The 25,106-nt window shown below is 63.6% G+C and carries 24 protein-coding genes and 1 riboswitch; of the genes, 11 read left to right on the top strand and 13 right to left on the bottom strand.

What is annotated here, in order from left to right:
• Positions 1–2: 2 nt before the first annotated feature.
• From P8T11_RS24840 to P8T11_RS24825, 4 genes are all read left to right on the top strand, one after another.
• Positions 3–584, top strand: coding sequence for an NUDIX hydrolase (locus P8T11_RS24840; RefSeq protein ID WP_268079567.1), 582 nt, complete (start codon positions 3–5; stop codon positions 582–584).
• On the top strand, positions 581–1,354 hold the full coding sequence (gene aat / locus P8T11_RS24835) for a leucyl/phenylalanyl-tRNA--protein transferase (RefSeq protein WP_268079568.1): 774 nt from the start codon (positions 581–583) through the stop codon (positions 1,352–1,354). Before P8T11_RS24840 ends, aat begins: the two co-directional genes overlap by 4 nt.
• Before the next feature lie 40 nt (positions 1,355–1,394).
• Complete coding sequence (locus P8T11_RS24830) at positions 1,395–2,129, top strand: arginyltransferase (protein ID WP_268079569.1); 735 nt, start codon at positions 1,395–1,397, stop codon at positions 2,127–2,129.
• Between the two features lie 64 nt (positions 2,130–2,193).
• Entirely contained in the window at positions 2,194–3,237 is a 1,044-nt protein-coding gene (locus tag P8T11_RS24825; RefSeq protein WP_268079570.1) for a quinone-dependent dihydroorotate dehydrogenase, read from the top strand.
• A 183-nt stretch (positions 3,238–3,420) separates the two neighbouring features.
• Here P8T11_RS24825 and P8T11_RS24820 read toward each other — a convergent pair whose 3' ends face one another.
• The gene (locus P8T11_RS24820) at positions 3,421–3,999 is read right to left on the bottom strand and encodes a phasin family protein (protein WP_268079571.1); all 579 of its coding nucleotides are present in this window, start codon (positions 3,997–3,999) and stop codon (positions 3,421–3,423) included.
• A 383-nt stretch (positions 4,000–4,382) separates the two neighbouring features.
• Between P8T11_RS24820 and P8T11_RS24815 the strand changes: the two genes are divergently transcribed.
• Complete coding sequence (locus P8T11_RS24815; RefSeq protein WP_268079572.1) at positions 4,383–5,360, top strand: tripartite tricarboxylate transporter substrate binding protein BugD; 978 nt, start codon at positions 4,383–4,385, stop codon at positions 5,358–5,360.
• 107 nt (positions 5,361–5,467) lie between these two features.
• On the opposite strand, the gene P8T11_RS24810 is transcribed toward P8T11_RS24815, so the two are convergent.
• The 3 genes from P8T11_RS24810 to P8T11_RS24800 all read right to left on the bottom strand — a co-directional run bounded on the left by P8T11_RS24810 (position 5,468) and on the right by P8T11_RS24800 (position 8,109).
• Positions 5,468–6,331: an IclR family transcriptional regulator gene (locus P8T11_RS24810; protein ID WP_100852918.1), complete on the bottom strand. Its 864-nt coding sequence runs from the start codon at positions 6,329–6,331 to the stop codon at positions 5,468–5,470.
• Positions 6,332–6,455: 124 nt separating this feature from the next.
• Complete coding sequence (locus tag P8T11_RS24805; RefSeq protein WP_268079573.1) at positions 6,456–7,271, bottom strand: competence/damage-inducible protein A; 816 nt, start codon at positions 7,269–7,271, stop codon at positions 6,456–6,458.
• Between the two features lie 28 nt (positions 7,272–7,299).
• On the bottom strand, positions 7,300–8,109 hold the full coding sequence (locus P8T11_RS24800; RefSeq protein ID WP_268079574.1) for an EI24 domain-containing protein: 810 nt from the start codon (positions 8,107–8,109) through the stop codon (positions 7,300–7,302).
• Positions 8,110–8,172: 63 nt separating this feature from the next.
• Here P8T11_RS24800 and P8T11_RS24795 point away from each other — a divergent pair, with 63 nt between their 5' ends.
• On the top strand, positions 8,173–8,556 hold the full coding sequence (locus P8T11_RS24795; protein WP_268079575.1) for a thioredoxin family protein: 384 nt from the start codon (positions 8,173–8,175) through the stop codon (positions 8,554–8,556).
• 68 nt (positions 8,557–8,624) lie between these two features.
• On the opposite strand, the gene P8T11_RS24790 is transcribed toward P8T11_RS24795, so the two are convergent.
• The 3 genes from P8T11_RS24790 to P8T11_RS24780 form a co-directional block, all read right to left on the bottom strand.
• A complete protein-coding gene (locus P8T11_RS24790; protein WP_268079576.1) occupies positions 8,625–10,112 on the bottom strand; it encodes a DEAD/DEAH box helicase in 1,488 nt (495 codons plus the stop codon).
• Positions 10,113–10,495: 383 nt separating this feature from the next.
• Positions 10,496–10,831 (bottom strand): AzlD domain-containing protein, encoded by a 336-nt coding sequence (locus P8T11_RS24785; protein ID WP_100852923.1) that lies wholly within the window; start codon positions 10,829–10,831, stop codon positions 10,496–10,498.
• A complete protein-coding gene (locus tag P8T11_RS24780; RefSeq protein WP_268079577.1) occupies positions 10,828–11,577 on the bottom strand; it encodes an AzlC family ABC transporter permease in 750 nt (249 codons plus the stop codon). The genes P8T11_RS24785 and P8T11_RS24780 overlap by 4 nt, the downstream gene beginning before the upstream one ends.
• Before the next feature lie 313 nt (positions 11,578–11,890).
• Between P8T11_RS24780 and P8T11_RS24775 the strand changes: the two genes are divergently transcribed.
• From P8T11_RS24775 to P8T11_RS24765, 3 genes are read left to right on the top strand one after another with little or no spacing between them, the layout of a single operon-like run.
• Positions 11,891–12,109 carry a zinc-finger domain-containing protein gene (locus tag P8T11_RS24775; RefSeq protein ID WP_268079578.1) on the top strand — a complete coding sequence of 73 codons (219 nt, stop codon included), beginning with the start codon at positions 11,891–11,893 and terminating at the stop codon, positions 12,107–12,109.
• Positions 12,110–12,161: 52 nt separating this feature from the next.
• Positions 12,162–12,584: a YybH family protein gene (locus P8T11_RS24770; RefSeq protein ID WP_268079579.1), complete on the top strand. Its 423-nt coding sequence runs from the start codon at positions 12,162–12,164 to the stop codon at positions 12,582–12,584.
• A 17-nt stretch (positions 12,585–12,601) separates the two neighbouring features.
• Positions 12,602–13,702, top strand: a complete 1,101-nt coding sequence (locus P8T11_RS24765; RefSeq protein WP_268079580.1) for a YheT family hydrolase — start codon at positions 12,602–12,604, stop codon at positions 13,700–13,702.
• Between the two features lie 43 nt (positions 13,703–13,745).
• Here P8T11_RS24765 and P8T11_RS24760 read toward each other — a convergent pair whose 3' ends face one another.
• Positions 13,746–15,269 carry a M48 family metalloprotease gene (locus P8T11_RS24760; RefSeq protein ID WP_326494512.1) on the bottom strand — a complete coding sequence of 508 codons (1,524 nt, stop codon included), beginning with the start codon at positions 15,267–15,269 and terminating at the stop codon, positions 13,746–13,748.
• A gap of 57 nt (positions 15,270–15,326) precedes the next feature.
• On the opposite strand from P8T11_RS24760, the gene galU reads away from it, so the two are divergent.
• The gene (gene galU, locus P8T11_RS24755; protein ID WP_100852926.1) at positions 15,327–16,178 is read left to right on the top strand and encodes a UTP--glucose-1-phosphate uridylyltransferase GalU; all 852 of its coding nucleotides are present in this window, start codon (positions 15,327–15,329) and stop codon (positions 16,176–16,178) included.
• A gap of 13 nt (positions 16,179–16,191) precedes the next feature.
• Here galU and P8T11_RS24750 read toward each other — a convergent pair whose 3' ends face one another.
• The 5 genes from P8T11_RS24750 to P8T11_RS24730 all read right to left on the bottom strand — a co-directional run bounded on the left by P8T11_RS24750 (position 16,192) and on the right by P8T11_RS24730 (position 23,362).
• Entirely contained in the window at positions 16,192–17,064 is an 873-nt protein-coding gene (locus P8T11_RS24750) for a cytochrome c oxidase assembly protein (RefSeq protein WP_127183631.1), read from the bottom strand.
• 98 nt (positions 17,065–17,162) lie between these two features.
• The gene (locus P8T11_RS24745) at positions 17,163–18,269 is read right to left on the bottom strand and encodes a porin (RefSeq protein ID WP_268079581.1); all 1,107 of its coding nucleotides are present in this window, start codon (positions 18,267–18,269) and stop codon (positions 17,163–17,165) included.
• A gap of 50 nt (positions 18,270–18,319) precedes the next feature.
• A complete protein-coding gene (gene mgtA, locus P8T11_RS24740; RefSeq protein WP_268079582.1) occupies positions 18,320–21,124 on the bottom strand; it encodes a magnesium-translocating P-type ATPase in 2,805 nt (934 codons plus the stop codon).
• Positions 21,125–21,557: 433 nt separating this feature from the next.
• Positions 21,558–21,896, bottom strand: a complete 339-nt coding sequence (locus P8T11_RS24735) for a hypothetical protein (RefSeq protein ID WP_050447311.1) — start codon at positions 21,894–21,896, stop codon at positions 21,558–21,560.
• A gap of 458 nt (positions 21,897–22,354) precedes the next feature.
• Positions 22,355–23,362 carry a sodium:calcium antiporter gene (locus tag P8T11_RS24730; protein WP_268079583.1) on the bottom strand — a complete coding sequence of 336 codons (1,008 nt, stop codon included), beginning with the start codon at positions 23,360–23,362 and terminating at the stop codon, positions 22,355–22,357.
• Positions 23,363–23,441: 79 nt separating this feature from the next.
• A riboswitch (yybP-ykoY riboswitch) is annotated at positions 23,442–23,607 on the bottom strand.
• A gap of 135 nt (positions 23,608–23,742) precedes the next feature.
• On the opposite strand from P8T11_RS24730, the gene P8T11_RS24725 reads away from it, so the two are divergent.
• Complete coding sequence (locus P8T11_RS24725; RefSeq protein ID WP_268079584.1) at positions 23,743–25,086, top strand: aminopeptidase P N-terminal domain-containing protein; 1,344 nt, start codon at positions 23,743–23,745, stop codon at positions 25,084–25,086.
• Positions 25,087–25,106 lie beyond the last annotated feature (20 nt).

Here is a 25,106-nt window from a genome sequence, read left to right as displayed (position 1 = left end):
CCATGACCGCCAAATCGTCCATCGAATACTTCCCCGCTCCCCGTCGTTCGCTTTTCTGCAGCCAGTGCGGCACGCCCGTCAACCGCCGGGTGCCGGAAGGCGACAACCGTGAACGCGACATCTGCGATCACTGCGGCGCCATCCACTACCAGAACCCACGGTTGGTGGTTGGCACGGTGCCCGTCTGGGAGAATCGCGTGCTGCTGTGCCGGCGCGCCATCGAACCGCGCTACAACACCTGGACGCTGCCGGCCGGCTTCATGGAGCTGGGCGAAAGCACGGCCCAAGGCGCGGCTCGCGAAACGCTTGAGGAATCGGGTGCGCGCATCCACCTGGGCGAGCTCTACACCATGATCGACCTGCCGCAGATCGATCAGGTACACGTGTTTTATCTGGCCCAGGCGCTGGGGCCGGAACTGGATCCCGGCCCTGAAAGCCTCGAGGCCCGCTGGTACGACGAGGCCGACATTCCCTGGGACGATCTGGCGTTTCGCACCGTGGCGACCACGTTGCGTCACTACTTCGACGACCGCAAGCAAGGCACGTTCGTCCCCCATCACTACACCCTAGAATCGCACCGTTGAAGCTTCCCTGGCTTGCCGTCGACACTCCGTTTCCGCCCGCGGAATATGCGCTGACGGAACCTGACGGCCTGCTCGCGGCCGGCGCCGACCTGTCTACCAACCGGCTTATCCAGGCGTATTCCAACGGTATCTTTCCCTGGTATTCGGAAGGCGAGCCCGTGCTGTGGTGGAGTCCCGACCCGCGCATGGTGCTGGCGATCAAGGACTTTTCGCCCTCCCATTCACTACGCAAGCTACTGCGGCAGATTGCCAGCCAGGAACATGACGCGCAGCCGCGCGTACAGGTGCGGGTAGACACCGCCTTTTCCGAGGTCATGGCGCAATGCGCGGCCCCGCGCGCGGGGCAGCCGGGCACCTGGATCACCGGCGCCATGCAGCAGGCGTATGCGGACTGGCACCGGGCCGGCTATGTGCACAGCATCGAAACCTGGATCGACGGTGAACTGGCTGGCGGCCTTTACGGCATCAGCCTGGGCCGCATGTTCTTCGGCGAATCCATGTTCACCCGCGCGCCCAACGCGTCGAAGATCGCCCTGGCCTATCTGGTGCGCTATCTGGCGGCGCAAGGCGTGGATCGCATTGATTGCCAGCAGCAGACACAGCATCTGGCCAGCATGGGCGCCCGCCCGATCCCGCGCACGCAGTTCCTCGAGTACGTCCGCCATGCCACGGCGCAGCCGCCGATTTCCTGGGCGCGGGGCACGCTGGACGGCTCTGCGCGCCTGCTGCCCGCCGCCCCATCCAGCGGCGACTTAAGCGTTAATATGTAGCCATCTCATCGCGGTCGTACCGCGCGATGCGCACTACTCCATGAGCCAGCTCAAAGAACTTCCCTTCTCCACGCTGCAGTTCTACGCAACCGCTCCCTACCCTTGCAGCTACCTGCCGGGTCGCCAGGCGCGGTCGCAGGTTGCCGCGCCGGGCCATCTGATCAACGCGGGCACCTATTCGCAGTTGGTCGAGCAAGGGTTTCGGCGCAGCGGGCTGTTCACCTACCGTCCCCATTGCGACAACTGCCGTGCTTGCGTGCCCGTGCGGGTGGACACGGCCGGCTTCGCGCCCAACCGCAGCCAGCGGCGCGCCTGGCGCGACCATCAAACGCTGCAGTCGTTCGTGGCCGAACTCGCCTGGTCGCCCGAGCATTACCGGCTCTACACGCGCTATCAGCAGGGCCGGCATCCAGGCGGTGGCATGGACGAAGACAGCCGCACCCAGTACGCGCAGTTCCTGCTGACCAGCCGGGTCAACACGCGCCTGGTGGAATTTCGCGACCCCGAGGGCGTGCTCATGATGGTGTCGATCATCGACGTGCTGGACGACGGGCTGTCGTCGGTCTACACCTTCTATGACCCCGACATCGAGGGCAGCCTGGGCACCTACAGCATCCTGTGGCAGATCGAGCAATGCCGCACGCTGAACCTGCCCTGGCTCTATCTGGGCTACTGGATCGCCGAAAGCCGCAAGATGTCTTATAAGTCCAGCTTCCATCCCGCCCAGTTCCTGGTCGACGGCGAATGGCGGGACCAGGTCAATCCGTCCCTTTGACTTGATTCCCGGGCAGCCTGGGTTTACCGCAAGCCAGGCGAAATTCGCTCTACAATTCCGCCCCATGTCTATTCTCTTCCACGCCTATCCCCTGGCCCGCCCGGCGTTGTTCGCCATGGACGCGGAAACCGCCCACGAAGTTACGCTGTCGGGCCTGCAACGCGCGTATGAATGCGGCGCCACGCGCAAGCTGATGCATGCGCAGCCCAAGGCGCCATGCACGCTGATGGGCATGCAACTGGAAAACCCGATCGGGCTGGCGGCGGGGCTGGACAAGAACGGCGCCTATATCGACGCGCTGGGCAACCTGGGCTTTGGTTTTATCGAGGTCGGCACGGTGACCCCGCGCGCGCAACCCGGCAACCCGAAGCCGCGCATGTTCCGGCTGCCGCGCGCCAATGCGCTGATCAACCGACTGGGGTTCAATAATCAGGGCCTGCCCGCCTTTCTGGCCAACGTCCAGCGCAGCCAGTGGCGCAAGCAAGGCGGCGTCCTGGGCCTGAATATCGGCAAGAACGCGGATACGCCCATTGAGCGCGCCGCCGACGATTACCTGATTGGCCTGGAAGGCGTGTACCCGCATGCCGACTACGTGACGGTGAACATTTCGTCACCCAACACCAAGAACCTGCGAGCGCTGCAAAGCGGCGACGAACTGTCGGCGCTGCTGGCGCAGTTGGCCGACAAGCGCCGGGCCTTGGAAGACCAGCACCAGCGCCGCGTGCCCATGGCGGTGAAAATTGCCCCGGACCTGACACAGGAACAGATCGACGCCATTGCCTATACCCTGCCGCGCCACGGCATCGACGGCGTCATCGCCACCAACACCACGCTGTCGCGCGACGCGGTCGCGGGCCAGGCGCATGCCGAAGAAGCCGGCGGCCTGTCGGGCGCGCCGGTGCATGAACTGTCATTGAAAGTGATACGCCGCCTGAAGGAACAACTGGGCGACAGCCTGGCGATCATCGGTGTGGGCGGCGTGCTGTCGGGCCAGCAAGCACGCGAAAAAATGGCTGCCGGCGCGGATGCCGTGCAGTTGTACACAGGGCTGATCTACCGCGGTCCCGCCCTGGTCGGCGAGTGCGTCCGCGCGACGGCCAAACGCTAGCCATCAAAAAGGTGCGCCCCCGGAGGGGCTACTTGAGTGCATCCCCGGGGTGCTTCCCACTGCACCCGGCCATAGCGCCAGGCAAAAAAAGGGGCCACCCTGTGGGTGGCCCTAATTCCAGCTCTGCTCTGTCACTCAACAGTACTACATTACTGCGATTTGCGCAGCATCGCGCGCCAGGACTCAGGCGGTGCGACGGCTACGGCTGGCAACCTTGGTGGCGGCATCGGCGGCATCCGTTGCTGCCTTGAAGGTCGCGTTGGCGGCGGCATTCAGGTTCGACTCGGCAACTTCAGCAGCCTGCTTGGCGGCCTTGGTCACGGAATCGTAAGCGCTGGTCGCGGTGGCCAGCGAGGACTTGATCAGGGCGACGGCGCTTTCGGAACCAGCCGGAGCGTTCTTCGACAGTTGGTCGACGGCTTCGCTCAGTTGCTGCTGGCTTTCAGCGATTTGCTCTTCGGTCAGCTTGACCAGGCTGCCTTGCACACCGGCAACGATGTCATACACGTGCTTGGTGTAGGCCATGGCCTTTTCAGCGCCCGGCTGCAGCATGCCCGAGGCAAACGCGGCGGCTTCCTGCGGATCCTTGACTTCAGAGGCTTGCTGCGACTTCTGGGCGACTTCGTCCAGCGTGGCGCGCACGACCTTCATGTTCAGTTCGACCAGCTTTTCAAAGCCAGCGAAAACAGCCGACTGGGCAGCCACGAAAGTGTTGATGCTGGCCTTTTGACGGTCCAGGACTTGTTGCGGAATTGCGCTCATAGAATGCTCCTTTAGAGGTAGCCGGACGCTTTCCGGCAAGAAGGATTGGTTGTCTGCGACGAAAGATAAAAACGTGCGCGGAAACTGGTACTACAAGCTACCGCCGGCCCGTTTGATGCACTGCACAATTCACATTCTAGACTGGCAAAAATTGTTGTCAAGCGCTTTTTGTGCGATGCAACAAGTATTTGCACTTTAACGGTGCACGCGCTAGCACGCCTTTGATCCACGACAAGTTTTTCCCATGATTCGGGAAATACCGGACATGACGGCGTATCAATTCTTTTCTAAACTGCTTGCACGCTGATGACAGAAAAAACTAACCATAAATCAGCGGTTTATAACTAAATCGCAGCAAGCAAAACCCTGCAATTGGAGACTTCATGACCCTAATTCCCCGCACGCTTTCGGCCCTGCTCGCGGCCAGCGCCATGTTCGCGGCCGGCGCCGCCCAAGCGGAATATCCGGACCGCCCCGTCAATATGGTCGTGCCGTTTGCCGCAGGTGGCCCCACCGACAACGTTGCCCGCTCGCTGGCCGAAGCCATGCGCCAAAGCCTGGGGCAAACGGTCGTGGTCGAAAACAAGGGCGGCGCCGGCGGCACCATCGGCACGACGCAGGTCGCGCGCGCCCAACCGGACGGCTATTCCGTGCTGCTGATGCACGCCGGCTTCACGACCGCGCCCTCGCTGTACAAGAACCCTGGCTACGATCCGTTCAAGGGCTTCGAGCCCATCGGCCTGGTGGTCGATGTGCCCATGACCATCATCGCGCGGTCGGACTTCCCGCCCAACAACATCAAGGAACTGGCCGACTACGTCAAAAAGAACAAGGACAAGGTCTCGCTCGCCAACGCCGGCATCGGCGCGGCCAGCCATCTGTGCGGCACCATGCTGGTTGAAGCACTGGGCGTTCAGTTGCTGACGATTCCGTACAAGGGCACCGCCCCGGCCATGAACGACTTGCTGGGCAAGCAGGTAGACATGATGTGCGACCAGACCACCAACACCACGCAACAGATCGACAGCGGCAAGGTCAAGGCCTACGCCGTGACCAGCCTGAAGCGTGTGCCCACGTTGCCCAACCTGCCGACCATGGACGAATCCGGCTACAAGGGCTTTGAAGTGGGTATCTGGCACGGAATGTGGGTGCCGAAGGGCACGCCCAAGCCCGTGGTGGACAAGCTGGTCAAGAGCCTGCAGGCCGGCCTGGCCGACCCCAAGTTCCAGGAACGCATGAAGGTGCTTGGCGCCGCGGTGCTGACCGAGGAAGCCAACCCGCAGGCGCTTGAGGCCAAGGTCAAGCAGCAAGTCCCGCAATGGGCCGAGCTGTTCAAGAAGGCCGGTCTTCAGCCCCAGTAATGCCCCGGTAATGCCGATAACGAGAAAAGCCCCGCAAGGGGCTTTTTTCATAGGCTTGACCCGGGCTTGTGCCTGCGCCTGGTTCTGGGCCTGGCCCCTGAGCCCAGCTACGGGCGCAGGGCTTCTGCAGCCATGCCCAAACCATTGAAGCCGGTGGACACCGAGGGTTCGTAACCCAGCGCTTCCGAAATACTGGCGGCGGTGTCGACCAGCGCCTTGATCCAATCGTCCTGCAAGCGTTCGGCGGGCGCCGAGATCGACAGCCCGGCCACGAGCTTGCCGGTGTCATCAAAAATACCCGCGGCGATGCAACGCACGCCCAGCTCAAGTTCTTCGTTGTCGCGCGCATAGCCGTGGCGTCGCACCAGCGCCAATTCCCGTTCCAGGCGGTCCAGGTCGGTCAGGCTGTTGCGCGTGTGGCCGGCAAGGCCGGTGCGCAGTGCATAGGCGCGCACCTGCCGCGTATCGCCGGTGGACAGGAACAATTTACCGGTCGACGTCAGGTGCAAGGGGGCTCGGCCACCAATGGCCCGCACCACCTGCATGCCGGAACGCTCGCTCCAGGCGCGGTCGATATAGACAATTTCATCCCCCTGCTGCACCGACAGGTTGATTGTCTGCCCGGTCAGCTTGTGCAGGGAACGCATGGCCGAAATGGCGGCTTCGCGGACATTCAGGCGTCCCTTCACCAAGGACCCCAATTCCAGCAGGCGCATGCCCAACTGGTACAGGCCGTTGTCGACGCGCTCAACGTAGCGGCCCACGACCAGATCGTTAAGAATGCGGTGCGCGGTCGACGCATGCAGGCCGGTGGTGGCCGACAATTCCTTCAGCGTGACGGGATCCTGCTGCGCGGCCAGTGCATCCAGCAGACGCATGGCACGCTCGATCACCTGGATGGCGATGGGATGGCTGGACGCGCCTTCGGTTTCGGCGTCCAAGGGAGTGCGGGGTGTCGAAAGACGGGGCATAGGGTTAGATAAGGCTCGCGCCACAACACCGAAAAAGCCCGGTCTTGCGGCAACGCAGCAAACAGTTCTTTCCCGTATTGTGAAATTTACGACGCCATTTTGCAATGGCTTTTTGCAAGGCTTCCTACGCCGCGGCCGGCGGAGCCAGCTTTCCGCCCAGCCGCAGCACCTCGGCGCGCAGGAACTCAAGCGCCTCGGCGGCGCCCGCCGGATCGCCCTTCACACCCAGCTCAATATGGGGTGTGCCTCCAGCTTCGCCCACGCTGGGCAAGCTGAACGCGCGCACTTCCGGCCAGCGACTTTCCACGCTGACCATGGCCGGTGTGATGCGTGATTCAGGCATGCTGAACACCAGGAACGAATGTTCGACATGGACCCGCACATGCTGCAGCGCACGATAACGGGTATCCAGCGTCCATTCCAGCATCGGCCAGGCCATCACGGGAAAGCCGGGCACGAAGGTGTGATCCTGAATGAAAAAGCCGGGAATGCGGTTGTACGGGTTCGGCACGATCTCGCAGCCTTGCGGGAACATGCCCATCTGCAGGCGCTGCTGGTTTTCCGGCGCGCTCATGTCGGCCGTGCCCTGCCCCTTGGCCGCCATTTCAGCGGTACGCAAAGCAATGGCCTGCTCGGCTTCGGGGTGCAGCGCCAGCGGCAAGCCCAGCGCGGCCGCGGCCGCCTGACGGGTATGGTCGTCGGGCGTGCCGCCGATGCCACCACACGAAAACACCACGTCGCCCGTGGCGAAGCTGCGCCGATACGCTGCCGCCAGGGTGTCCCGGTCGTCCGGCAGGAACTCGGCCCAACCCAGTTGCATGCCGCGCGCGCTGAGCAGCTCGACAACTTTCGAAAAATGTTTGTCCTGACGGCGGCCCGAGAGGATTTCATCCCCGACGATGATGAGGCCAATGCGACGGGCGGCGGATTCTGCGGCCATGTCCAATTCCAGAGGTAAGAAAAAAAGGTCAGACGTCGATGACGTTGTCCTGGCGCAGGCGCTTGAGCGCGTCCAGCCCGTAGTGGGCGTAGACCAGCGCCGAAAACACCGGCAGGATAATCCAGGCGGGCGGCAAGAGGTTCAGCAGCGAACAGATCAGGCCGATGGTCCAGAAACCACGATTATTGCGATCCAGGATCAGCTTGCGCTCTTCGGGGCTGGCATGTTCAACAATGGCATCCACGCGCATCATGCGCGAGAACGCGAAGGCCCACCAGAAGATCGACAGGATGACCGCCATGGGCGGCACCAGCCACAAGGGCAGCGTCAGCACCCAGCCGACGGCGAATGCGGCCGACACCCAGACGGCATTCCACACGCTGACCGCCGTCGAGAATTTGCCCCGCCGCGTGACGCTGGCGTATTCACGCTGTCCCACGTGGCGCAGCACCAGCGGCATCACGAACACCGCGGCAATCGCCAGGCCCAGGATGCCGGACACGGGCAGCAGGATGGCGGCGGCAATGACGGGAATGAGATAGATCTTGAGCGAAAACAAGCCCATGGCGATCATCCATTCGTCGGCCTGGTTGACCATGTCCCAGTGCGATACCTCGGCGCGCAACCAGTCCGTCAGTGGCGTCCAGAATAGGTACAGCAACAGGAACGCGCCAACCAGCGCAATCAAGAAGGGAAGCAGCACCGCGAACAGCATCGTTGGGTGGCATTGGGACACCAGGGCGCGCTTGAAGGCCTGGCCGACGCTGACGGCGCCGCCGCCCGCGCCTGAGAAACGGCCATTGCCGGGCGTGGCGGTATCAGTGCGCAAAACGGTCATGGGAGCGGAAAATGGGGGTGGGCATCCCGGGTATGATAGTCAAACACGCCCCGATCTGCTCACATGTCTCTACTCGTACCTGGCAACGACCTGACCGCGCTGCGCGCGCGTCTTGGCACCATCCCCGACACTTGGCTCGTCGCCTGCTTCTGCGCGGCATGGTGCGACACCTGCGAACAATACAAGCCCAAGCTGCAAGCGCTGGCCGACGCGCTGCCGCAGCATGTCTTTGCCTGGATCGACATCGAAGACCACGCCGAATTACTGGGCGATGTCGACGTAGAAAACTTTCCCACGTTGCTCGTGCGGATTGGGTCGCGCGTGGTGTTCTACGGCCCCATGCTGCCGCATATCGGGCATCTGGAACGCCTGCTTGAAAGCGTGAACGCAGACAGCCCTGCCGTGGCCACCGAACTACCCGACTTGCCCAAGCTGCTGGCGGCCTGACGCCCGCGCTGTCGATAAAAAACCCGCAAGGCCTTTGGGCGTTGCGGGTTTTTTCATGCGGTCCGGTGTCAGTTCTTGCGCGAACCGCCCAGCAGTACCGCCACTTGGCGCTTCGGCGAGGACGAACCGCTGTCGTTCTTGGGCGCTTGCTCTTCGGCGGGCGTGGCCGAGGGCGAAGGCTCGTAAGGCTTCAGGAAGAAATCGTCCACCGGCTGGCGCGAGCCACCGGAGGTGTACCCCGAACGACGGTCCGACGAACGGCCGCCGCGGTCACCACGGCTGTCACGGCCGCCTTCGCGCCCTTCACGCCCTTCACGCGAGGACGAACCCGAGCGCTCATCGCTGCGGCGGTGGCTGCGCGCCACGGCGTCAGCCGGCAGGTCGAGCGTGCCGCGAGGCACTTCGCGCTTGATCAGCTTTTCGATATCCAGCAAAAACCGTTCTTCGTCGGGCGTGAACAGCGCGATGGCTTCGCCCGAGGCGCCCGCGCGGCCGGTACGGCCAATGCGGTGCACGTAGTCTTCGGCGTTGTACGGCAGGTCGTAGTTGATGACGCACGGCACGCCGGCCACGTCCAGACCGCGCGCGGCCACGTCGGTGGCAACAAGCACTTCCAGATCGCCGGCCTTGAAAGCTTCCAGCGCCTTCATGCGGTCCGCCTGCGTTTTGTCGCCGTGGATCGATTCGGCCTTGACGCCATCGCGTTCAAGTTCACGGGCAAGCCGCGCCGTGCCGATCTTGGTGTTCGAGAAAACAATGACCTGCTTCAGCCCGCGTGACTTCACCAGATGCACGACCGCGGCGCGCTTGGCGTCGCTGGGCATCTTGTAGGCGATCTGCGTGATGTTTGTAGCGGTGGCGTTGCGCGCGGCGACTTCGATCTCGACCGGCTGGTTCAGGTACGAACGCCCCAGCTTGCGGATTTCGTTGCTGAAGGTCGCCGAGAACAGCAGGCCCTGACGCTGCGCGGGCAACAGGCGGATGATGCGCTCAAGATCTGGCAAGAACCCCATGTCCAGCATGCGGTCCGCTTCGTCCAGCACCAGGATGCCTACCTGGCTCAGGTTCACGTTCTTTTGTTCAACGTGGTCCAGCAGGCGGCCGGGCGTGGCCACCAGAATTTCGCAACCGCGGCGCAGCGCTTCTTTTTGCGGACCAATGTCCACACCGCCGAACACCACCGCGGAACGCAGCGGCGTCTGCTTGCTGTAGCGCTTGACGCTTTCAAACACCTGGTCCGCCAACTCGCGCGTGGGAGTCAGGATCAGTGCACGCACCGGGTGCCGCGCAGGCGACGCGCTGGCGTTGGCCAACGGCATCAGGCGATGCAGGATGGGGACGGTGAACGCGGCGGTTTTGCCGGTGCCGGTCTGGGCGGCGCCCATGACGTCGCGCCCTTCCACCACGACAGGGATGGCTTGGGCCTGAATGGGCGTCGGAATGGTGTAGCCGGTTTCGGCGATAGACTGCAGCAACAACGGGTGCAGTCCAAAATCGGCAAACGTCGGCGCGGGCGCATCGGCGGTGGGTGCTACGGATTGAGTGGATTCAGTCATCAGGGTTTGGCAGATACCGGGACCAGTGAAAAAGAACAAAACGAGAGTGCTACATGCACTGCACTACATACGCATCGGGGCAATCTGAATACACGTGGTCGCGTTGCGACGGCACGCAAATTGACGCAAAGCGGATACGGCTTCGCGCACAATCGGCACCCTGCCTTGCAGGCCAGCGGGCGCATTCTGGATTCGATACTTATGAGGGCAGTACCAGGCCCGGATTGCTGTGGATAACTTGGATTTTAGCGCAGGCGCCTTACCACAAGGTCAAACCGTGGTTTCAGGCGGGGGGCCGAAGCATCGCCGGGCAATGGGCGCGCCCGCTTCCCGGCGATTCAGAGTGTCCACCAGATGGACTAAACATGCTTGAAGGCCGGACATCAACCGGCTAGCCAGCGTAATCCCCACAACACCAGCATGCCCGCCACAATGACCAACACGGCGCTGCGGGTACGCAAAAAAACCAGGATGGCGACCAGACCGGCCACCAATTTGTAGTCGAACACCGGGCCCAGACCCGCCTTCCAGGGCAGCAGGTCAGGCACGACGATGGCGGTCAGCGCGGCGGCGGGCGCATAGCGCAACGCGCGACGCACGCCATCAGGCAAAGGAATGTAGTCGCCGAACAGCATGAAGCCAGCGCGCGTCAGCACGCTGCACAACGCCAGCAACAGGATGGCCGAATAGACGTAGATTTCAGAGGGCCAGAGAGTCATGGGCGCGCCTTGAAGAATCGTTCGGCCCACATGCCGGCCACCACGCCAGCCACGACGGCCGCCGCCAGGCCCAGCCGCAAGGGCAGCACCTGCCCCGTCCAGGCAACCACCCCGGCCGCCAGCATGGACACCAGCATCGGCTTGGAACTGGCCAGGGGCACGGTGATTGCCAACAGCGCCAGCACCGCGGCGAAATCCAGCGACCATCCGGTGGGCACCATGGTTCCCAGATAAATACCCACGATCGAAGACGATTGCCAGACCAGCCAGCCAGGCACGATCGTGCCCAGGAAGAACCACAGTTGGTCGCGCGTGCCGCGTTCGGCCGAATCGCCATAGCGCGGCATGAACAGCACGAAGCCCATATCGGTGGTGAAGTAGCCCAGCCCCAGGCGCTTGGGCCAGGACAGATGGCGGAAATACGGTTGCAATGCCGCGCCGAAGATGATGAACCGCAGGTTCACGACGAAGCCCGCCGCGAAAATCAGCCATAGCGGCGCGCCCGTGGCGATCAGCGGAAGCGAGGTCAATTGGGCCGAGCCCGCGTACAGCAGCAGGGTCATGGCCAGCGCCATCGATTCCGTCAGGCCGGACTTGACCATGGCCACCCCGGTCACCAGGCCCCACGTCGCGGTGGCGATCAGCGCGGGCACGATGGCGTGGACGCCAGCGCGAAACGCGTTCAGGCGTTGCTGGCGAACCGCACGGGGATCTTCGGTTTCAGGAAACGCGGATTCAGAGGACAACGGCTGACCCCTGGCGATTCGGACAGGACGACATGGGAACTCTTACGGGTTGCGTGGGCCGAATGGCACCACGCCGGTGCGCGAATAGGCCGATATTGTAACCCCGCCGCTTGATACAATAAGCGCCTGAAATTTCTTGGCCAGTGACGGCTTTTGGCGCACTTCAAAATCGGCCGTGGTGCATGGCCGCATCCCGAAGTACCATCACTGGCTACGCAAGATGCGTTCCTAATTCGTCATTCGCGCGGCCGGTCCCAGACCGGCCACACATTGCCCAACCTGCCGTTTATCGGTTTTTTATTCAGGAATATCCATGACCGCTGCTGCCCCGGCCGCCGTCCCCAACGCTCACGAAGTCATTGAAGTTGGCGCTGAAGACCTGCCCGTTTTCTGTCCCGGCCCGAAAGCGCCGCTGTGGAGCATGCACCCCCGCGTCTTCCTGGACGTGGCCCGCACCGGCTCCGCCAGCTGCGCCTACTGTGGCGCGCAATACCGCCTGAAGCCCGGCACGGTGCTGCACGGCCACCACTAAGCAAGCCGACGCCGACGCCGCCCCGCCGCACAACGCCACCGTTACAGCAGCCATGTTTGCCACACCCGAAGAAGCCGAACACGCATTCTACGAAGCCCTCGAACAGGGGGATAGCGTCCGTATGATGCAGGTGTGGGCCGACGACGAAGAAGTCATCTGCATTCACCCTGGCGGCCTGCGCATCGTCGGACACTCGGCGGTGCAGGAATCCTGGCAACAGGTGCTGACCAATGGCCCGCTGCACGTACGCCCATTGCGCCCACTGGTCATGCTGAGCATGATGTGCGCGGTGCACGTGCTGGTTGAGCAGGTGGCCGTACGCACACGGGAAGGCATGCAGTTTGCAAACTGCTACGCGACGAACATCTACCACAAGGGCCCAACCGGCTGGCGCATGGTCATGCACCATTCGTCTTCGGCGCCCACGGAAGCCGGGGTGCTCGACTTGCACGACGTACCCGACATGCTGCATTGAATCGGGTGGATTTTTAGTTGGCCGCTGCTCGTCTTGATTCGTCCCCCTGCCCCGTTCCCTCCTGGTTGCCCGGAGGCGACAGCCAGACGGTGTACGCGTCCCTGTTTGCGCAATACCATCGGATCGCCTTCGTGCGCGACCGGGTAGACACGCCCGACACCGATTTCGTGGACTTTGACTGGACCGGCCCAGGGCTGTTTCCGCACAAGGCCGCCGATGGCGCGCCCGTCAGCGGACAGGGGCCGGTCGCCAATGGCAAAACCGCCGCGGCGCGCTGGATGACGGCGCCCGACTGGCAGTCCCTGCCGCAAACGCCCGACACGCCCGCGCTGATACTGCTGCACGGCTTGGAAGGTGGCAGCAACAGCCGCTATGCCCAATCCGTTGCTCACTACTTCCGCGCGCGCGGCTGGATCGTGGTGATCGCGCATTTTCGCGGTTGCTCCGGGGTTCCCAACCGGCTGGCCCGAGCGTATTACTCGGGTGATTCCGCCGAAGTCGGCTTTTTGCTGAAGACGGTGCGCGACCGCATTCCCCATGCGCGCTGGCACGCGGTGGGCGTTTCGCTGGGCGGCAACGCGCTGCTGAAGTACCTGGGCGAACACCAGGAAGACACGCCCTGGCTGACTGCCGCGGCCGGCGTGTCGGTACCGTTGGACCTGGTCGCCTGCGGCAAGACCTTATCCACCGGCATCTTCAACCGGCGCGTGTACACCGCCCATTTCCTGAAAACGCTCAAGCACAAGGTGCTGGAAAAGGCGCATCGCTTTCCGGGCTCGATTGACGTGATGCGTATCGCGCACGCCCATGATCTGCGCGAATTCGATGACACCTACACCGCGCCCATGCATGGCTTTCGCAACGCGCTGGATTACTGGACGCGCGCGTCCAGCAAACCCTGGTTGCCCAAGATCTCGGTACCCACGCTGGTGCTCAACGCGCGCAACGATCCGTTCATTCCAGCGGCCTCGCTGCCCAAGCCGGAAGATTGCTCGCCTGTCATCTTGCTGCACCAACCCAGTGACGGTGGGCATGCCGGATTTCCCACGGGCGCCTTTCCCGCGCATCTGAACTGGTTGCCGCAACGCCTGGGACGCTTCTTCGAAACAGGCCTGTAGGACAAACGCGCCCGGCGCTCGGCCGAGGCGCGCGCCTGCCGCATCAGCCCGATTTGAAGCGTTCCAGCAACTGCCGCTCTTCGGCCAGCTTGTCTTTCACTTCCTTGATCTGCACGTCGATCTGCGATTGCTCGTAGAAATCGGTGGACAGCCCACGCGCCTGCTGCAATTGCGACTCCGCGGCGGCAAACGCGCCGGTCATGACATAAAAGCGCGCCAGGTCGCGGCGCGCCTGCACCGGTCTGCCGTTGCGTTCTTCGCTTTGCGCCAGCATTTGATAAAGACCAGGCTCGTCGCTACCCCATTGCTTGATCTTCGCGCGCAGATAGTCTTGCGCGTCGGCATGGCGGCCATTGCTTTGCAACGCCTGGGCGTAGGCAATGCCCAACGCCCGCTGGTCGGGCCAGCGCTTGGTGGCCGACTGCGCCAGTTCCAGCGCGCGGGGGTAGTCCTTGCGAGCTAGTGCGATATCGACGCTTAGCTTGGCGAGCTGGGCGGAATTGCGCCCCCCTGCCGTGGCCAGATTCCAGAGCCGCTCCGCTTCCGCCAGGTTGTTGCGCTGAAACGCCTGCAAGGCCAGCCCATAGTAGGCAGCCGACTGACGTACGCCGGACAGCGCTCGCGACTCATCCTGCAATTGCTGGCCGGCCGACCGCAAGCTGACGGCATCGCGCCCCTGCACCACACGCATCTTGGCGCGCACGTACCAGAAGTCGTCGCTATCAATATGGCGCGAGGGCGGCAACGAGCGCACGCGGTTCTGCACATCGGACATACGCTCGATGGACAGCGGGTGGGTGCTGGCCCACGAGCCCCCGCCCGCCCCCTCGTTCAGGCGCGAGGCGTTCATCAGGCGCGAGAACATCTGCGACATGCCTTCGGCGTCATAGCCCGCCTTGGTCAGCATCTGGAAGCCGGCACGATCCGCCTCGCGTTCGGCGTCGCGTGAAAATCCCAACTGGCGATTGATGGCCGCCGCCTGGCCAAATGCCGCAACACCCATCGCCAGGTTGCCGCCGCCGCCCGCCAACGCCGCCAGTAGCGCGCCCGCCAGGCTGGCCAGCATCACCATGCTGTTCTGGCTCTGCTGCGTCATGCCGCGCGCAATGTGGCGCTGCACGACGTGGCCGATTTCGTGCGCCAGCACAGCGGCCAATTCGGATTCGCTGGCCGACGACACAATCAAGCCGGTATTCACACCAATGAAGCCGCCGGGCATGGCGAAGGCGTTGATCTCGGGGTCGCGCACGCCGAACATTTCCACCTCGGGCACGGCACCCGGCGCAAACGCGGCCAGCTTGCGGCCCATGGTCGTCAGGTATTGGCTGAGTTCAGGGTCATCGACATAAGTGGGGTCGCGCCTGCCCTGCGACATGATGGCTTCGCCCAGGCTGCGCTCCAGCATTGGGGAGAGCTCGGCGGCGGATGCCGCGCCCATGGATGGCAGGCCCACCGGTTGCGCCCAGGCGGTAACCGGAATGGAGGGCGCGATCAAGGCGGCGCTCAGGCCGAGAATCGCGCTTCGTTTCGCAATAGCGCAAATGGATGGCATTTTCCTGCGGTTCATAAGCCTATGATAGCGATGAGCTTAAAATGTTTCATCGATACTCCCAACGAGGTCTCAATGCGTCCCGTCCGTAAAGCCGTTTTCCCCGTCGCCGGCATGGGCACTCGCTTCCTGCCCGCCACCAAGGCGATGCCCAAGGAAATGCTGCCCGTGGTCGATAAACCGTTGATTCAATATGCCGTTGAAGAGGCCGTGGCCGCCGGCATTACCGACCTGATTTTTGTGACCGGCCGCAACAAGCGCGCCATCGAAGACCACTTCGACTCCGCCCCCGAGCTTGAATCCGACCTGGAAAGCAAGGCCAAGCACGAACTGTTGGCCATGGTGCGGGGCATTCTACCCGCGCATGTGAATTGTCTCTATATTCGCCAGTCCGCCCCGCTGGGCCTGGGCCACGCCGTGCTGTCGGCCGCGCCCGCCGTGGGCGACGAGCCCTTTGCCGTGTTGCTGGCCGATGACCTGATCGACGCCGACACGCCCGCCATGAAGCAGTTGGTGGATGTTGCGGTTGCCCAGAACGCCAGTGTGCTGGGCGTGCAGGACGTGCCTCGCGCCGATACCCGCAAGTACGGCATCGTGGCCACGCGAGCCGGCGAAACCCATCTGGACCCCCGCACCGAGCGCGTTACGCATATTGTTGAAAAGCCGGAACCCGACGTCGCTCCCTCGACGCTTGCCGTCGTGGGCCGCTACGTACTGGAAGCCGCCATCTTCGACCATCTGCGCTCCACCAAAATGGGGGCGGGCAATGAAATCCAGTTGACCGACGGCATTGCCTCGATGATGCGCGAACGCGCCGTGTTCGCCCACCGTTTCGAGGGCGTGCGCTACGACTGCGGCAACAAGGCTGGCATGTTCCAGGCCACCGTGGCGCTGGGCAAGAAATACCACGGCCTGATACCGGAATAAGCCTGAACCCGCGCTAGCCCGATAGCGCCGCCCGCGCCTTGGCCCGGGCGCGCGCATCGCGGTCCACTTTGCGCAGCCGCCCCTTGGCGGACAGGCGCATCAACGTGCCCAGCGCCACCATCAAGCCGATCACCTCGACCAGCGCGGCGGGAATCCACATGGTCAGGCCGCCAATCGTCTGGTCCGTTTGGGCCGACATCGCGATGGCGCGGCCGCACAGTTCAAACAAGGGATAGATATCGCTTTCGGTGAAGGCGATGACGGCGCCCGCCACCATTTGCGGCAGCATGGTCAGCACGGGGGATATGACACGACCGCCCGGCGTCATGGCTGCGGGCGGCGCGGGGCGGCGGTCCAGGATCAGGTTCCAGTACATGAAGCCGCTGATCACGACCGACCAGTTCATCAGGCGGTACAGCCGCCAGTCCAGCATGGAATAGAACTGCACCGACGGAATCAGCCAGATCAGCACCAGGAAGACGAACAGCGCGGGAACGAAGATTTTATTGGTCAGCACCGCGACCGTGACCCGGCCGCTGCGCGTGCGCAGGAAATCACGCAGGCGGATGCGCCAGGCCATCGGCAGGCCGGCGCGCATGACTTGCCCCGGAAAGGCCGCCATCACCAGCAGCGGGCCCAGGTGATGCAGCACCAGATGCTGGATGCGATGGATGAAGAACATCCGCTCGGCGTAGTAATCCACCCGGGTGTGCAGCGACAGATACAACAGCACCAGCCCGGCCCAGAACAGGAAGCGGCGCGCCCCGGTCACATGGTGCACACGCTGGCCACGCACGAACAGCACGATCGCCACCACGAAGGAAGCGACCAGCGTGGGAGAGAACTCCCAGGGTATGAGCCATTCAAGACTATCCATGCGGGCCATCCGAAAGACACCGGGGAAGACAAAGGCGGCGACAGGCGCCAACCCGTGCGCTGATTGTAGTAGACCGCGCCGGCCCGTGGTCCGGTGGGTCGGCAGGATCAGAAGTGATGCGAAACGCCCGCTCCGACGCGCGTGGTGTGGGAATGGGCGGGGTCAAACTGCGTATCCAGCGTGTAGTGGGACGCATAGCCGGCAAAGCCGTAGAGCGTCGTGCGCGCGGACAGGGCATAGGTATAGCCCAAGGTCGCCACCTGCGCCTTGCGCGCCGTCATGCCGTTGTCCCATTGCCAGTCGGGTTGCGCCAGCGACCACTGCACCAGCACGGCGCCGGGGCCGACGGGCACGCTGGCGCCCAGCAGCCAGGCATTGATGGCGCCGCCCCGCACAAACGGGGCGGGCCCTAGCCCCTGGCCCGGATTGTCGGGGTCACCCCCGTTCAGGCCCACGTAGCCATTTTTCTGGTGCGACCAGGCCAACGAGACCTTGAGCCCATCCAGGTCGACCGCCGCGCCCAATTGCACGGCACGGGGCCGTTTGCCACTGCCTGCCGGGGAATCCGCCAGCTGCAATTGGTCCCAGGTGGCCACGACCAGCAGCGGGCCGCTTTCGAACGTTAAGCCGGCGCTGGCGGCGCGCGGGTTCTGCTGGGTCCGAAAACGATTCTGGTCGTCGGCATCAAAGGAATAGCCGACGCCGATTTGAAAACCGTTCCAGTCCGCCGACGTAACGTTCACCATATTGCTGAACTGGTAGTTGTCCGAGGCCTTGAACGTGGCGCCCATGCCCATGTCCTTCCACGAGGCGATCTCCAACGCGGATCCGTACATCTGGCCAATGGTGGATTGGCGCCCGATGCGGACCTCGCCGTAGCGGTCGCTGCCCACGCCCACCCAGGCCGCGTAGTTGAACAGGCGGCCATCATCTTCCGACTTGCCGCTGGACGGATCGAAGCCGCTTTCCAGGCGAACGCGGGTACGCCAGCCGCCGCCCAGATCTTCGGTGCCAGACAGGCCCCACAGCGAATCCGTCAGTCCTCCATTCAAAACGCTGGCGCGGCTGCCTTGGCCGGACACCCGGGTTACCGTCACGCCGGCGTCAACCACGCCGTACAACTGCAGGCCGATGTCTTCGACCGCCGCCGCGGCGGCCAGCGCCGGCGGCAAGGTCAGACCCGCCATCAGGGCGGTGCAAAATGCTTTTTTCATGCTCTTCTCCTATCAGGGCGGACACCCGCGCCCGCCCTGTCGGTGTGGCCTTATTGCCAGCCGTAGCGGCGTACCCAGATGCCCTTGAGAAACTGCGTCAGCACGCAATAGCTCAGCAACACCCCCACCAGCCAAGGGAAGTACGCCCATGGCAAGGCCTGCAACTGGAAATACTCAGCCAGCGGCGAGAACGGCAGCGCCAGGCCCAGCACCACCACCATTCCCGTCATGGCCAGCAATGGCCACGCCGCGCGGCTTTGCAGGAAGGGAATCCGGCGCGTGCGGATCATGTGCACGATCAGAGTCTGCGACAGCAGGCCTTCCACGAACCAGCCGGACTGGAACAGCGTCTGATGCTCGGGCGCGTTGGCCTGGAACACGAACCACATGATGGCGAACATCGCGATGTCGAACAGCGAGCTGATCGGACCGAAGAACACCATGAAGCGCCCCAGGCCGTCCGCGTCCCATTGCTGCGGCTTCTTCAGCAGTTCTTCGTCGACGTTGTCGAACGGAATCGCCGTTTGTGAAATGTCGTACATCAGGTTCTGCAGCAGCAGATGGATCGGCAACATCGGCAGGAACGGTAGAAAGGCGCTGGCCACCAAGACCGAGAACACGTTGCCGAAGTTGGAGCTGGCCGTCATTTTCAGGTACTTGAGCATGTTGCAGAAGGTCTTGCGGCCTTCGATCACACCGTCCTCCAGCACCATCAGGCTCTTTTCCAGCAAGATGATGTCGGCGGCTTCCTTTGAGATATCCACCGCTGAATCCACCGAGATGCCGACGTCGGCGGCGCGCAGGGCCGGCGCGTCGTTGATGCCGTCGCCCATGAAGCCCACCGTATCACCCTGCGCGCGCAGGCTGCGCACGATGCGCTCTTTGTGCGCGGGCGTCAGCCGGGCGAACACGTTGGCACGGCGCACGGCAACGGCCAATTGCGCGTCGTCCATTGCCTCGATGTCCGCGCCAAGATAGACGTGGCGCACGTCGAAACCCACTTCGCGGCAGACCTTCTGCGTGACCAGCTCCACATCACCGGTCAATACCTTGACCTCGATGCCCGATGCTTTCAGCGCCGCCAGGGCCGGGCCGGTCGATTCTTTTGGCGGATCCAGGAAGGCCATGTAGCCCACCAGCACCAGGTCAGATTCGTCCGCCACGCCATAGGTCAACTGCGTGGGCGGCATTTCCTTGACGCCCACCGCGATCACGCGCAGTCCATCGCGGTTGAGTTCCGCCGTCACGCGCCGGATATCCGCGCGCCGCGCATCCGTCAACGGAAGCACCGTGTCGCCCACGCGCAGCCGCGTGCAGGCAAGCAGCATTTCTTCCAGCGCGCCCTTGCAGATCAGTTCGTGATGGTCGCGGCCGTTCTCGGTTTCATTGACCACGACGGACATCCGGCGACGCGAGAAATCAAAGGGAATTTCGTCGACCTTGCGATACCTTGCCGCCAGGTTCAGGCTGCGTTTGACCTCCGCGTGCTGCAGCACCGCCACGTCCAGCAGATTCTTCAGGCCGGTCTGGTAGTAGCTGTTCAGATAGGCGTAGGCCAATACATCGTCGCTGCTGGCTCCGTAGACGTCGGTATGGCGTTCCAGCACGATGCGGTCTTGCGTCAGCGTGCCGGTCTTGTCCGTGCACAGCACATTCATCGCGCCCAGGTTCTGGATGGCGTCCAGCCGCTTGACCACGACTTTACGGCGCGACATGCGCAAGGCGCCCTTGGCCAGCGTGGCCGTGACGATCATCGGCAGCATTTCAGGCGTCAAGCCCACGGCAATGGCCAGCGCAAACAGCAGCGCCTCCAGCCAGTCTCCCTTGGTGAAACCGTTGATGAGCAACACGATGGGCGCCATCACCAGCATGAAGCGGATCAGCACCCAGCTGACGCGGTTGATGCCTTGCTGAAACTGCGTCGGCGCACGGCTGGCTTGCGTCACCCGGCCGGCCAACTGGCCGAAATAGGTATTGGCGCCCGTCGCGATGACCAAGGCGCTGCCTGATCCGCTGACCACGTTGGTGCCCATGAACGCCATGTTTTCCAGCTCGAGCGCGTTTTCGGTCTCTACGCGCTGAACGGCATGCTTTTCAACCGGCAGCGACTCGCCCGTCAACGCCGCTTGGGCGACGAACAGGTCTTTGGCGTTCAGGATCCGGCAGTCGGCGGGAATCATGTCGCCCGCGGACAGCAGAACCACATCGCCCGGCACCAGCTCGGCCAGCGGCACTTCCATCTGATGCGAGCCCGAGTCGTGCAAGGGGGCGCCGAACAATCGCCTGGCGTTGCCGGCAGCCGGCGCCTCGGCGTTCACGCGCAGTACGGTGGCGGTGTTCTGCACCATGGCTTTCAGCGCTTCGGCCGCGCGGTTCGAGCGCAATTCCTGAGCAAAGCGCAGCACGGTGGAAATCACCACCATGGACCCGATGATTGCCACCGCCGTCCACGATTTGTCGTCAGGCTCGGCCATGCGCACATCGGTCAGCCACGACAGGCCGGCCAATACCGTCAGCAGCAGGTTGAAGGGATTGCGGTAGGAAAGCCACAGGTGGGAAACCCAGGAAAGCGGCTTTTCGTGGTCGACCTCGTTGGCGCCATGGCGTTCGCGCGCCGCTTGCGCCTGGGCTTCCGACAGGCCGCCCCTGCCGCTGGCCAGCTGCGAGAACAAGGCATCCAGGCCCATGTGAGACCGTTCCAGCATATGGCGGTTGGCGCGGCGCGAGGTCTCGGAAGACGTCGACACGGCGCCGTCTTGGCCGCCCTGTTCAAGAATGGGAGTGCGGCGGAAATGCCGGCTTGCGCGCCGCCGGCCCGAGGCGGACGAAAAGAAAGATTTCAGGAAGGTAAACATCGGAGTGCTCCGGTTCTTGTTTGATTTCTTGTCGGAGACACGGGCGCGCCCACCCCTGGGCCTGACACGCGGACAGCGGCGGGCCACGGCTTTCACGCTGAAAGCCGTCAAGCCGCCCCTGATGGGCGTGCGCAGGCACCGGGGCAAAGTTGCCGGTGTCCGGATCGCGTTGAAGTCGCGCCGGAGTGCGGAAAACGGAAAGAGAGCTAGCTGGGAATCGAGACCGGCGCCTTAGGGCGCGTCCGTCGTCAAAGACGGGGCCTTGGCCGGGGATTCATTGCTGCGGAGTCCGCCAGAACCGGGATGAAGTCCGGCCGGTCGGCTCAGAAGAGTAGACAGGTCAGACAGGCATGCCGGCGCCACACACAGGGCGCAATCGAGGGTCAGGGTCTAAGGCACTGGGCATGATCTCTCCTGAAGGAAGCAGCGGTTCTCAAGCGGCCATCGCGGCGGCTTGCGCGCCGAAATGCACGTGGCGAACGGCGGGATTGGCGCTGAGGCGGCGCGCTTGCGACATCAATTCAGCGCGCAATTCGGGCGGGCAATTGACGGTGATGCAAGCTGACGCCAGGTTCGGGTCGCGGCCTTGGTCGACCTGCACTTGCGAGACATCCAGGCCGGCGGCGCTGAAGTCCAGGCAGATCTGCTTGCGCAAGGCGCCCAGTTCGTCGCGCGGACAAATGACCGTCAAACGCGACGTGCCGCGACGGCGGCTCAGGGCGGTGGCACGGTCTACGCCAGCGCGGCGTAGGAACAAGTCGAAGAAACGCATAACGACCTCCATTGCAAGATGGGGAGCGGTATCGCGAGTACGCGAGCAGCCGGACGCGGCGCATGACGGACGAACACAAGACGTGCACGAACGCTGACGCTGCGACTAGCGGCGGTTCTGGCGGTTTATGTTGGGGAATTTCCCGGCAAGCCGAAGGCCTGCGCTATTGCCCGGGTAGAAGCCCGAAGCTTGGGATACGCCGCAACCTGTATGACAGGATGCGGCAGATGGAGCTCTGCGTGTTTCCTGTCAGACAGCGATGTCGATGCAAGATCGACTACTTTCGCCGGAATCGGTATTCACGAAGACTGCTCCTGAGATGGATAACGGAAGAATTTTACGCGGGTTTCCACTGATGGACAAGGTTTTTGCGGTTTAGCGTCATAACGATGCAAAAAAAGATAAAGCAGCACGAAGCGTGTCAGCCTTGTGCCGCTTTTACCTTCGCCTTGCCAGCGTCAGGCGTAGAAATGCCAAACCAGATAGGTGGCGAACAATGCATAGAAACCGCCCACGGCCGACAGTGCCGGCACGGTCATCGCTGAGCGGCGGAAGCGCAGCCACAGCAGGCCGATCGACAACATGGTGAACAGGCCGGCCGCCAGTAGCGGTGCATCCAGCAACCAGGGCGTCATGAAGATCCCCAAGGAACTGGGAATGGTCGCCTGGATCATCATCGCGCCCGAGATATTGCCCAGTGCCAGGCGTTCCTTGCCTTGGCGCACCCAGATCAGCGCATTCATGATTTCGGGCAGCTCCGTGGCAACCGGCGCCAGCAGCAAGGCGGCCACGTGTGGCGACGCACCCATGGCGATGCCCAGCAGCTCAATCTGGTTCACGAACACGTGCGAGGCGCCGGCAATCACGACCAACGCCAGGATGGTTTGCGTGGCGGCCCAGAACATGGACGGATCGGTATCGCTGGGGCGCAGCTTGAGCGGCTCAAGGTCTTCGCAGTCGGCGCGCGCCTCGTCATGGCTGAGTTCGCGCCAGACGTACATGCCGTAGGTGGCCAGGAACAGGATGCCCAACCAGGGCTTCCACGCAAAGGCCAGCAGGCCCAGGCCCACCTTGAAGAGGAAGATGCCCATGAACCAGGCCTGGTCGCGGGCCAACCGGCGCTGGTCCGCGTTGATACAGTTGGCTTTTTCCGGCTGGCCGCCGCGGCGCGCGCGCCACAGGGCAATACCCACCACCGCGTACGCCAAGGTGGCCAACACCAGCGGGCCGCCCATGGCCGCGCCGACGCCGATGTCTTTCTGTTCAGGGGTGTCGCCGAACACGACCGCCATGAAGGTGACCGCGCTTTCCGGCAACGCCGTGCCAAAGGCCGCCAGAATCGTGCCGGTGGCGGTGGCGCCCAGGTGGAAGCGGTGTCCGACCCATTCCACGCCATTGACGAAGAATTCGCAGGCGAAGTAAATCACTGCCGCGGACAGGAAAAACAGAAACAGGGTGAGCAACATATGAATGCAGCCGGACGAGCAGAAACCAATTGGCGCGACGCAACGGCTCGCCCGGCTAGGGTGAACGCTACGCGGCCAAAGGTCTCGCCTGGCTGATCCATGCGGCGGGCGATGCCGCTTGCATGGAAACCGTTAGCGCCATGGAGTTCTAGTAACCGCTACGCGGCACTGAACCACCAAGTCTGTTGACGCTAACTCCTTTGGGGACAAAGGATGGCTACTCCCCAATGACAGAGCCGCGATTGTAGCAGCGCGAATCGGGCCGTCCAGTGAATCCCGTGCCAGGCTCGCGGGATCCGCATCCGCTGTTGTTTGCGCGCGATAGCGGGGTAAAGTAAGCCGAATCCACATCTTTCGCGGGGTTCGCGCCCCTGCCCGCCATGAGCCTGCCTTCCGCCGACATCGCCCCGTTCGTCGCCCGCCGCCAACGCCTGATGGAACGGATGCGCGCCGATGGCGGCGGCATCGCCATCCTGCCGACCGCCCCCGAAGCCATCCGCAACCGCGACGCCGAATTTCCGTACCGCCACGACAGCGATTTTTTCTACCTCACCGGCTTTACCGAACCCGGGGCCTGGCTGGTGCTGATCGCGGGCGCCACGGACCGCGCATTGCTGTTCTGCCGGCCGCGCCATGTTGAACATGAAATCTGGGAAGGCAAGCGGTTCGGCCCCGAGGCGGCGGCCGAGTACTTCGGCTTTGACGATGCCCATCCGATCGATGCGCTGGAGGAGTTGATTCCCAAACTGATGCAGGACCAGCCCACGCTTTATGCGCCGCTGGCGGGCGACAAGCGCAGTGACGGGCGCCTGCACCGCTGGCTGGCCGCCGCGCGCGACGCAGGCCGCGCGGGCCACGCGCCGCCCGCCCGCCAACAGGACATCCGCGCCTGGTTGGCGGAAATGCGCCTGATCAAGGACCCGACCGAAATCGCCACCATGCGGCGCGCCGCCAAGATATCGGCCGGTGCCCACGCGCGCGCCATGCGGGTCACCCGCCCCGGCATGCACGAGTACGAGCTTGAAGCGGAATTGCTGTACGAATTCCGCCGCCACGGCGCGCAAGCCGTGGCCTACAACAGCATCGTGGCCGCGGGCGCCAATGCCTGCGTGCTGCACTACCCGGCCGGCGAAGCCGTGCTGCGCGATGGGGACCTGGTCCTGATCGATGCAGGCTGCGAAGTCGACAGCTACGCCAGCGACATCACCCGGACCTTCCCCGTGAACGGACGCTACAGCGGCCCGCAGCGCGCGCTGTATGACCTGACGGTAGCGGCCCAGCAAGCCGCCGCGGCCGCGACAGCCCCCGGACGCACGTTCAATGATGGCCACGAAGCCGCCTTGCGCGTGCTGGCGCAAGGCATGCTGGATTTGAAATTACTGAAAGGGTCGCTGGATGGCGTGCTGGAATCCGGCGACTACAGCCGCTTCTACATGCATCGCACCGGCCATTGGCTGGGCCTGGACGTCCATGACGCGGGCGACTACCGACAGCCCGGCCCCGCGCAAGGCGGCGATCGGCCGTGGCGCAAGCTGGAACGCGGCATGATGCTGACGATTGAACCGGGCATCTACGTGCGTCCGGCGGACGACGTGCCGGAAAGCTACTGGAACATCGGTATCCGCACGGAAGACGATGCCCTGGTCACGGACGAAGGCTGCGAACTGATCACGCGCGGCGTGCCGGTGGAGGCCACCGAGATCGAAGCATTGATGCGCGAATAGGCGCGGGCGGGCGGGCGAGA

Source organism: Achromobacter spanius, assembly GCF_029637605.1.
GTDB classification, from domain to species: Bacteria; Pseudomonadota; Gammaproteobacteria; order Burkholderiales; family Burkholderiaceae_B; genus Achromobacter; species Achromobacter spanius_E.
Note: the sequence above shows the minus strand (reverse complement) of the source record. Positions and strands in the feature narration are given on the sequence as shown.

Coding starts and splice junctions, on each gene's coding strand:
- P8T11_RS24840 (WP_268079567.1), top strand. CDS start 3: ATGACCGCCAAATCGTCCATCGAATACTTCCCCGCTCCCCGTCGTTCG.
- P8T11_RS24830 (WP_268079569.1), top strand. CDS start 1,395: ATGAGCCAGCTCAAAGAACTTCCCTTCTCCACGCTGCAGTTCTACGCA.
- P8T11_RS24825 (WP_268079570.1), top strand. CDS start 2,194: ATGTCTATTCTCTTCCACGCCTATCCCCTGGCCCGCCCGGCGTTGTTC.
- P8T11_RS24820 (WP_268079571.1), bottom strand. CDS start 3,999: ATGAGCGCAATTCCGCAACAAGTCCTGGACCGTCAAAAGGCCAGCATC.
- P8T11_RS24815 (WP_268079572.1), top strand. CDS start 4,383: ATGACCCTAATTCCCCGCACGCTTTCGGCCCTGCTCGCGGCCAGCGCC.
- P8T11_RS24810 (WP_100852918.1), bottom strand. CDS start 6,331: ATGCCCCGTCTTTCGACACCCCGCACTCCCTTGGACGCCGAAACCGAA.
- P8T11_RS24805 (WP_268079573.1), bottom strand. CDS start 7,271: ATGGCCGCAGAATCCGCCGCCCGTCGCATTGGCCTCATCATCGTCGGG.
- P8T11_RS24800 (WP_268079574.1), bottom strand. CDS start 8,109: ATGACCGTTTTGCGCACTGATACCGCCACGCCCGGCAATGGCCGTTTC.
- P8T11_RS24795 (WP_268079575.1), top strand. CDS start 8,173: ATGTCTCTACTCGTACCTGGCAACGACCTGACCGCGCTGCGCGCGCGT.
- P8T11_RS24790 (WP_268079576.1), bottom strand. CDS start 10,112: ATGACTGAATCCACTCAATCCGTAGCACCCACCGCCGATGCGCCCGCG.
- P8T11_RS24785 (WP_100852923.1), bottom strand. CDS start 10,831: ATGACTCTCTGGCCCTCTGAAATCTACGTCTATTCGGCCATCCTGTTG.
- P8T11_RS24775 (WP_268079578.1), top strand. CDS start 11,891: ATGACCGCTGCTGCCCCGGCCGCCGTCCCCAACGCTCACGAAGTCATT.
- P8T11_RS24770 (WP_268079579.1), top strand. CDS start 12,162: ATGTTTGCCACACCCGAAGAAGCCGAACACGCATTCTACGAAGCCCTC.
- P8T11_RS24760 (WP_326494512.1), bottom strand. CDS start 15,269: ATGAACCGCAGGAAAATGCCATCCATTTGCGCTATTGCGAAACGAAGC.
- galU (WP_100852926.1), top strand. CDS start 15,327: ATGCGTCCCGTCCGTAAAGCCGTTTTCCCCGTCGCCGGCATGGGCACT.
- P8T11_RS24750 (WP_127183631.1), bottom strand. CDS start 17,064: ATGGCCCGCATGGATAGTCTTGAATGGCTCATACCCTGGGAGTTCTCT.
- P8T11_RS24745 (WP_268079581.1), bottom strand. CDS start 18,269: ATGAAAAAAGCATTTTGCACCGCCCTGATGGCGGGTCTGACCTTGCCG.
- mgtA (WP_268079582.1), bottom strand. CDS start 21,124: ATGTTTACCTTCCTGAAATCTTTCTTTTCGTCCGCCTCGGGCCGGCGG.
- P8T11_RS24735 (WP_050447311.1), bottom strand. CDS start 21,896: ATGCGTTTCTTCGACTTGTTCCTACGCCGCGCTGGCGTAGACCGTGCC.
- P8T11_RS24730 (WP_268079583.1), bottom strand. CDS start 23,362: ATGTTGCTCACCCTGTTTCTGTTTTTCCTGTCCGCGGCAGTGATTTAC.
- P8T11_RS24725 (WP_268079584.1), top strand. CDS start 23,743: ATGAGCCTGCCTTCCGCCGACATCGCCCCGTTCGTCGCCCGCCGCCAA.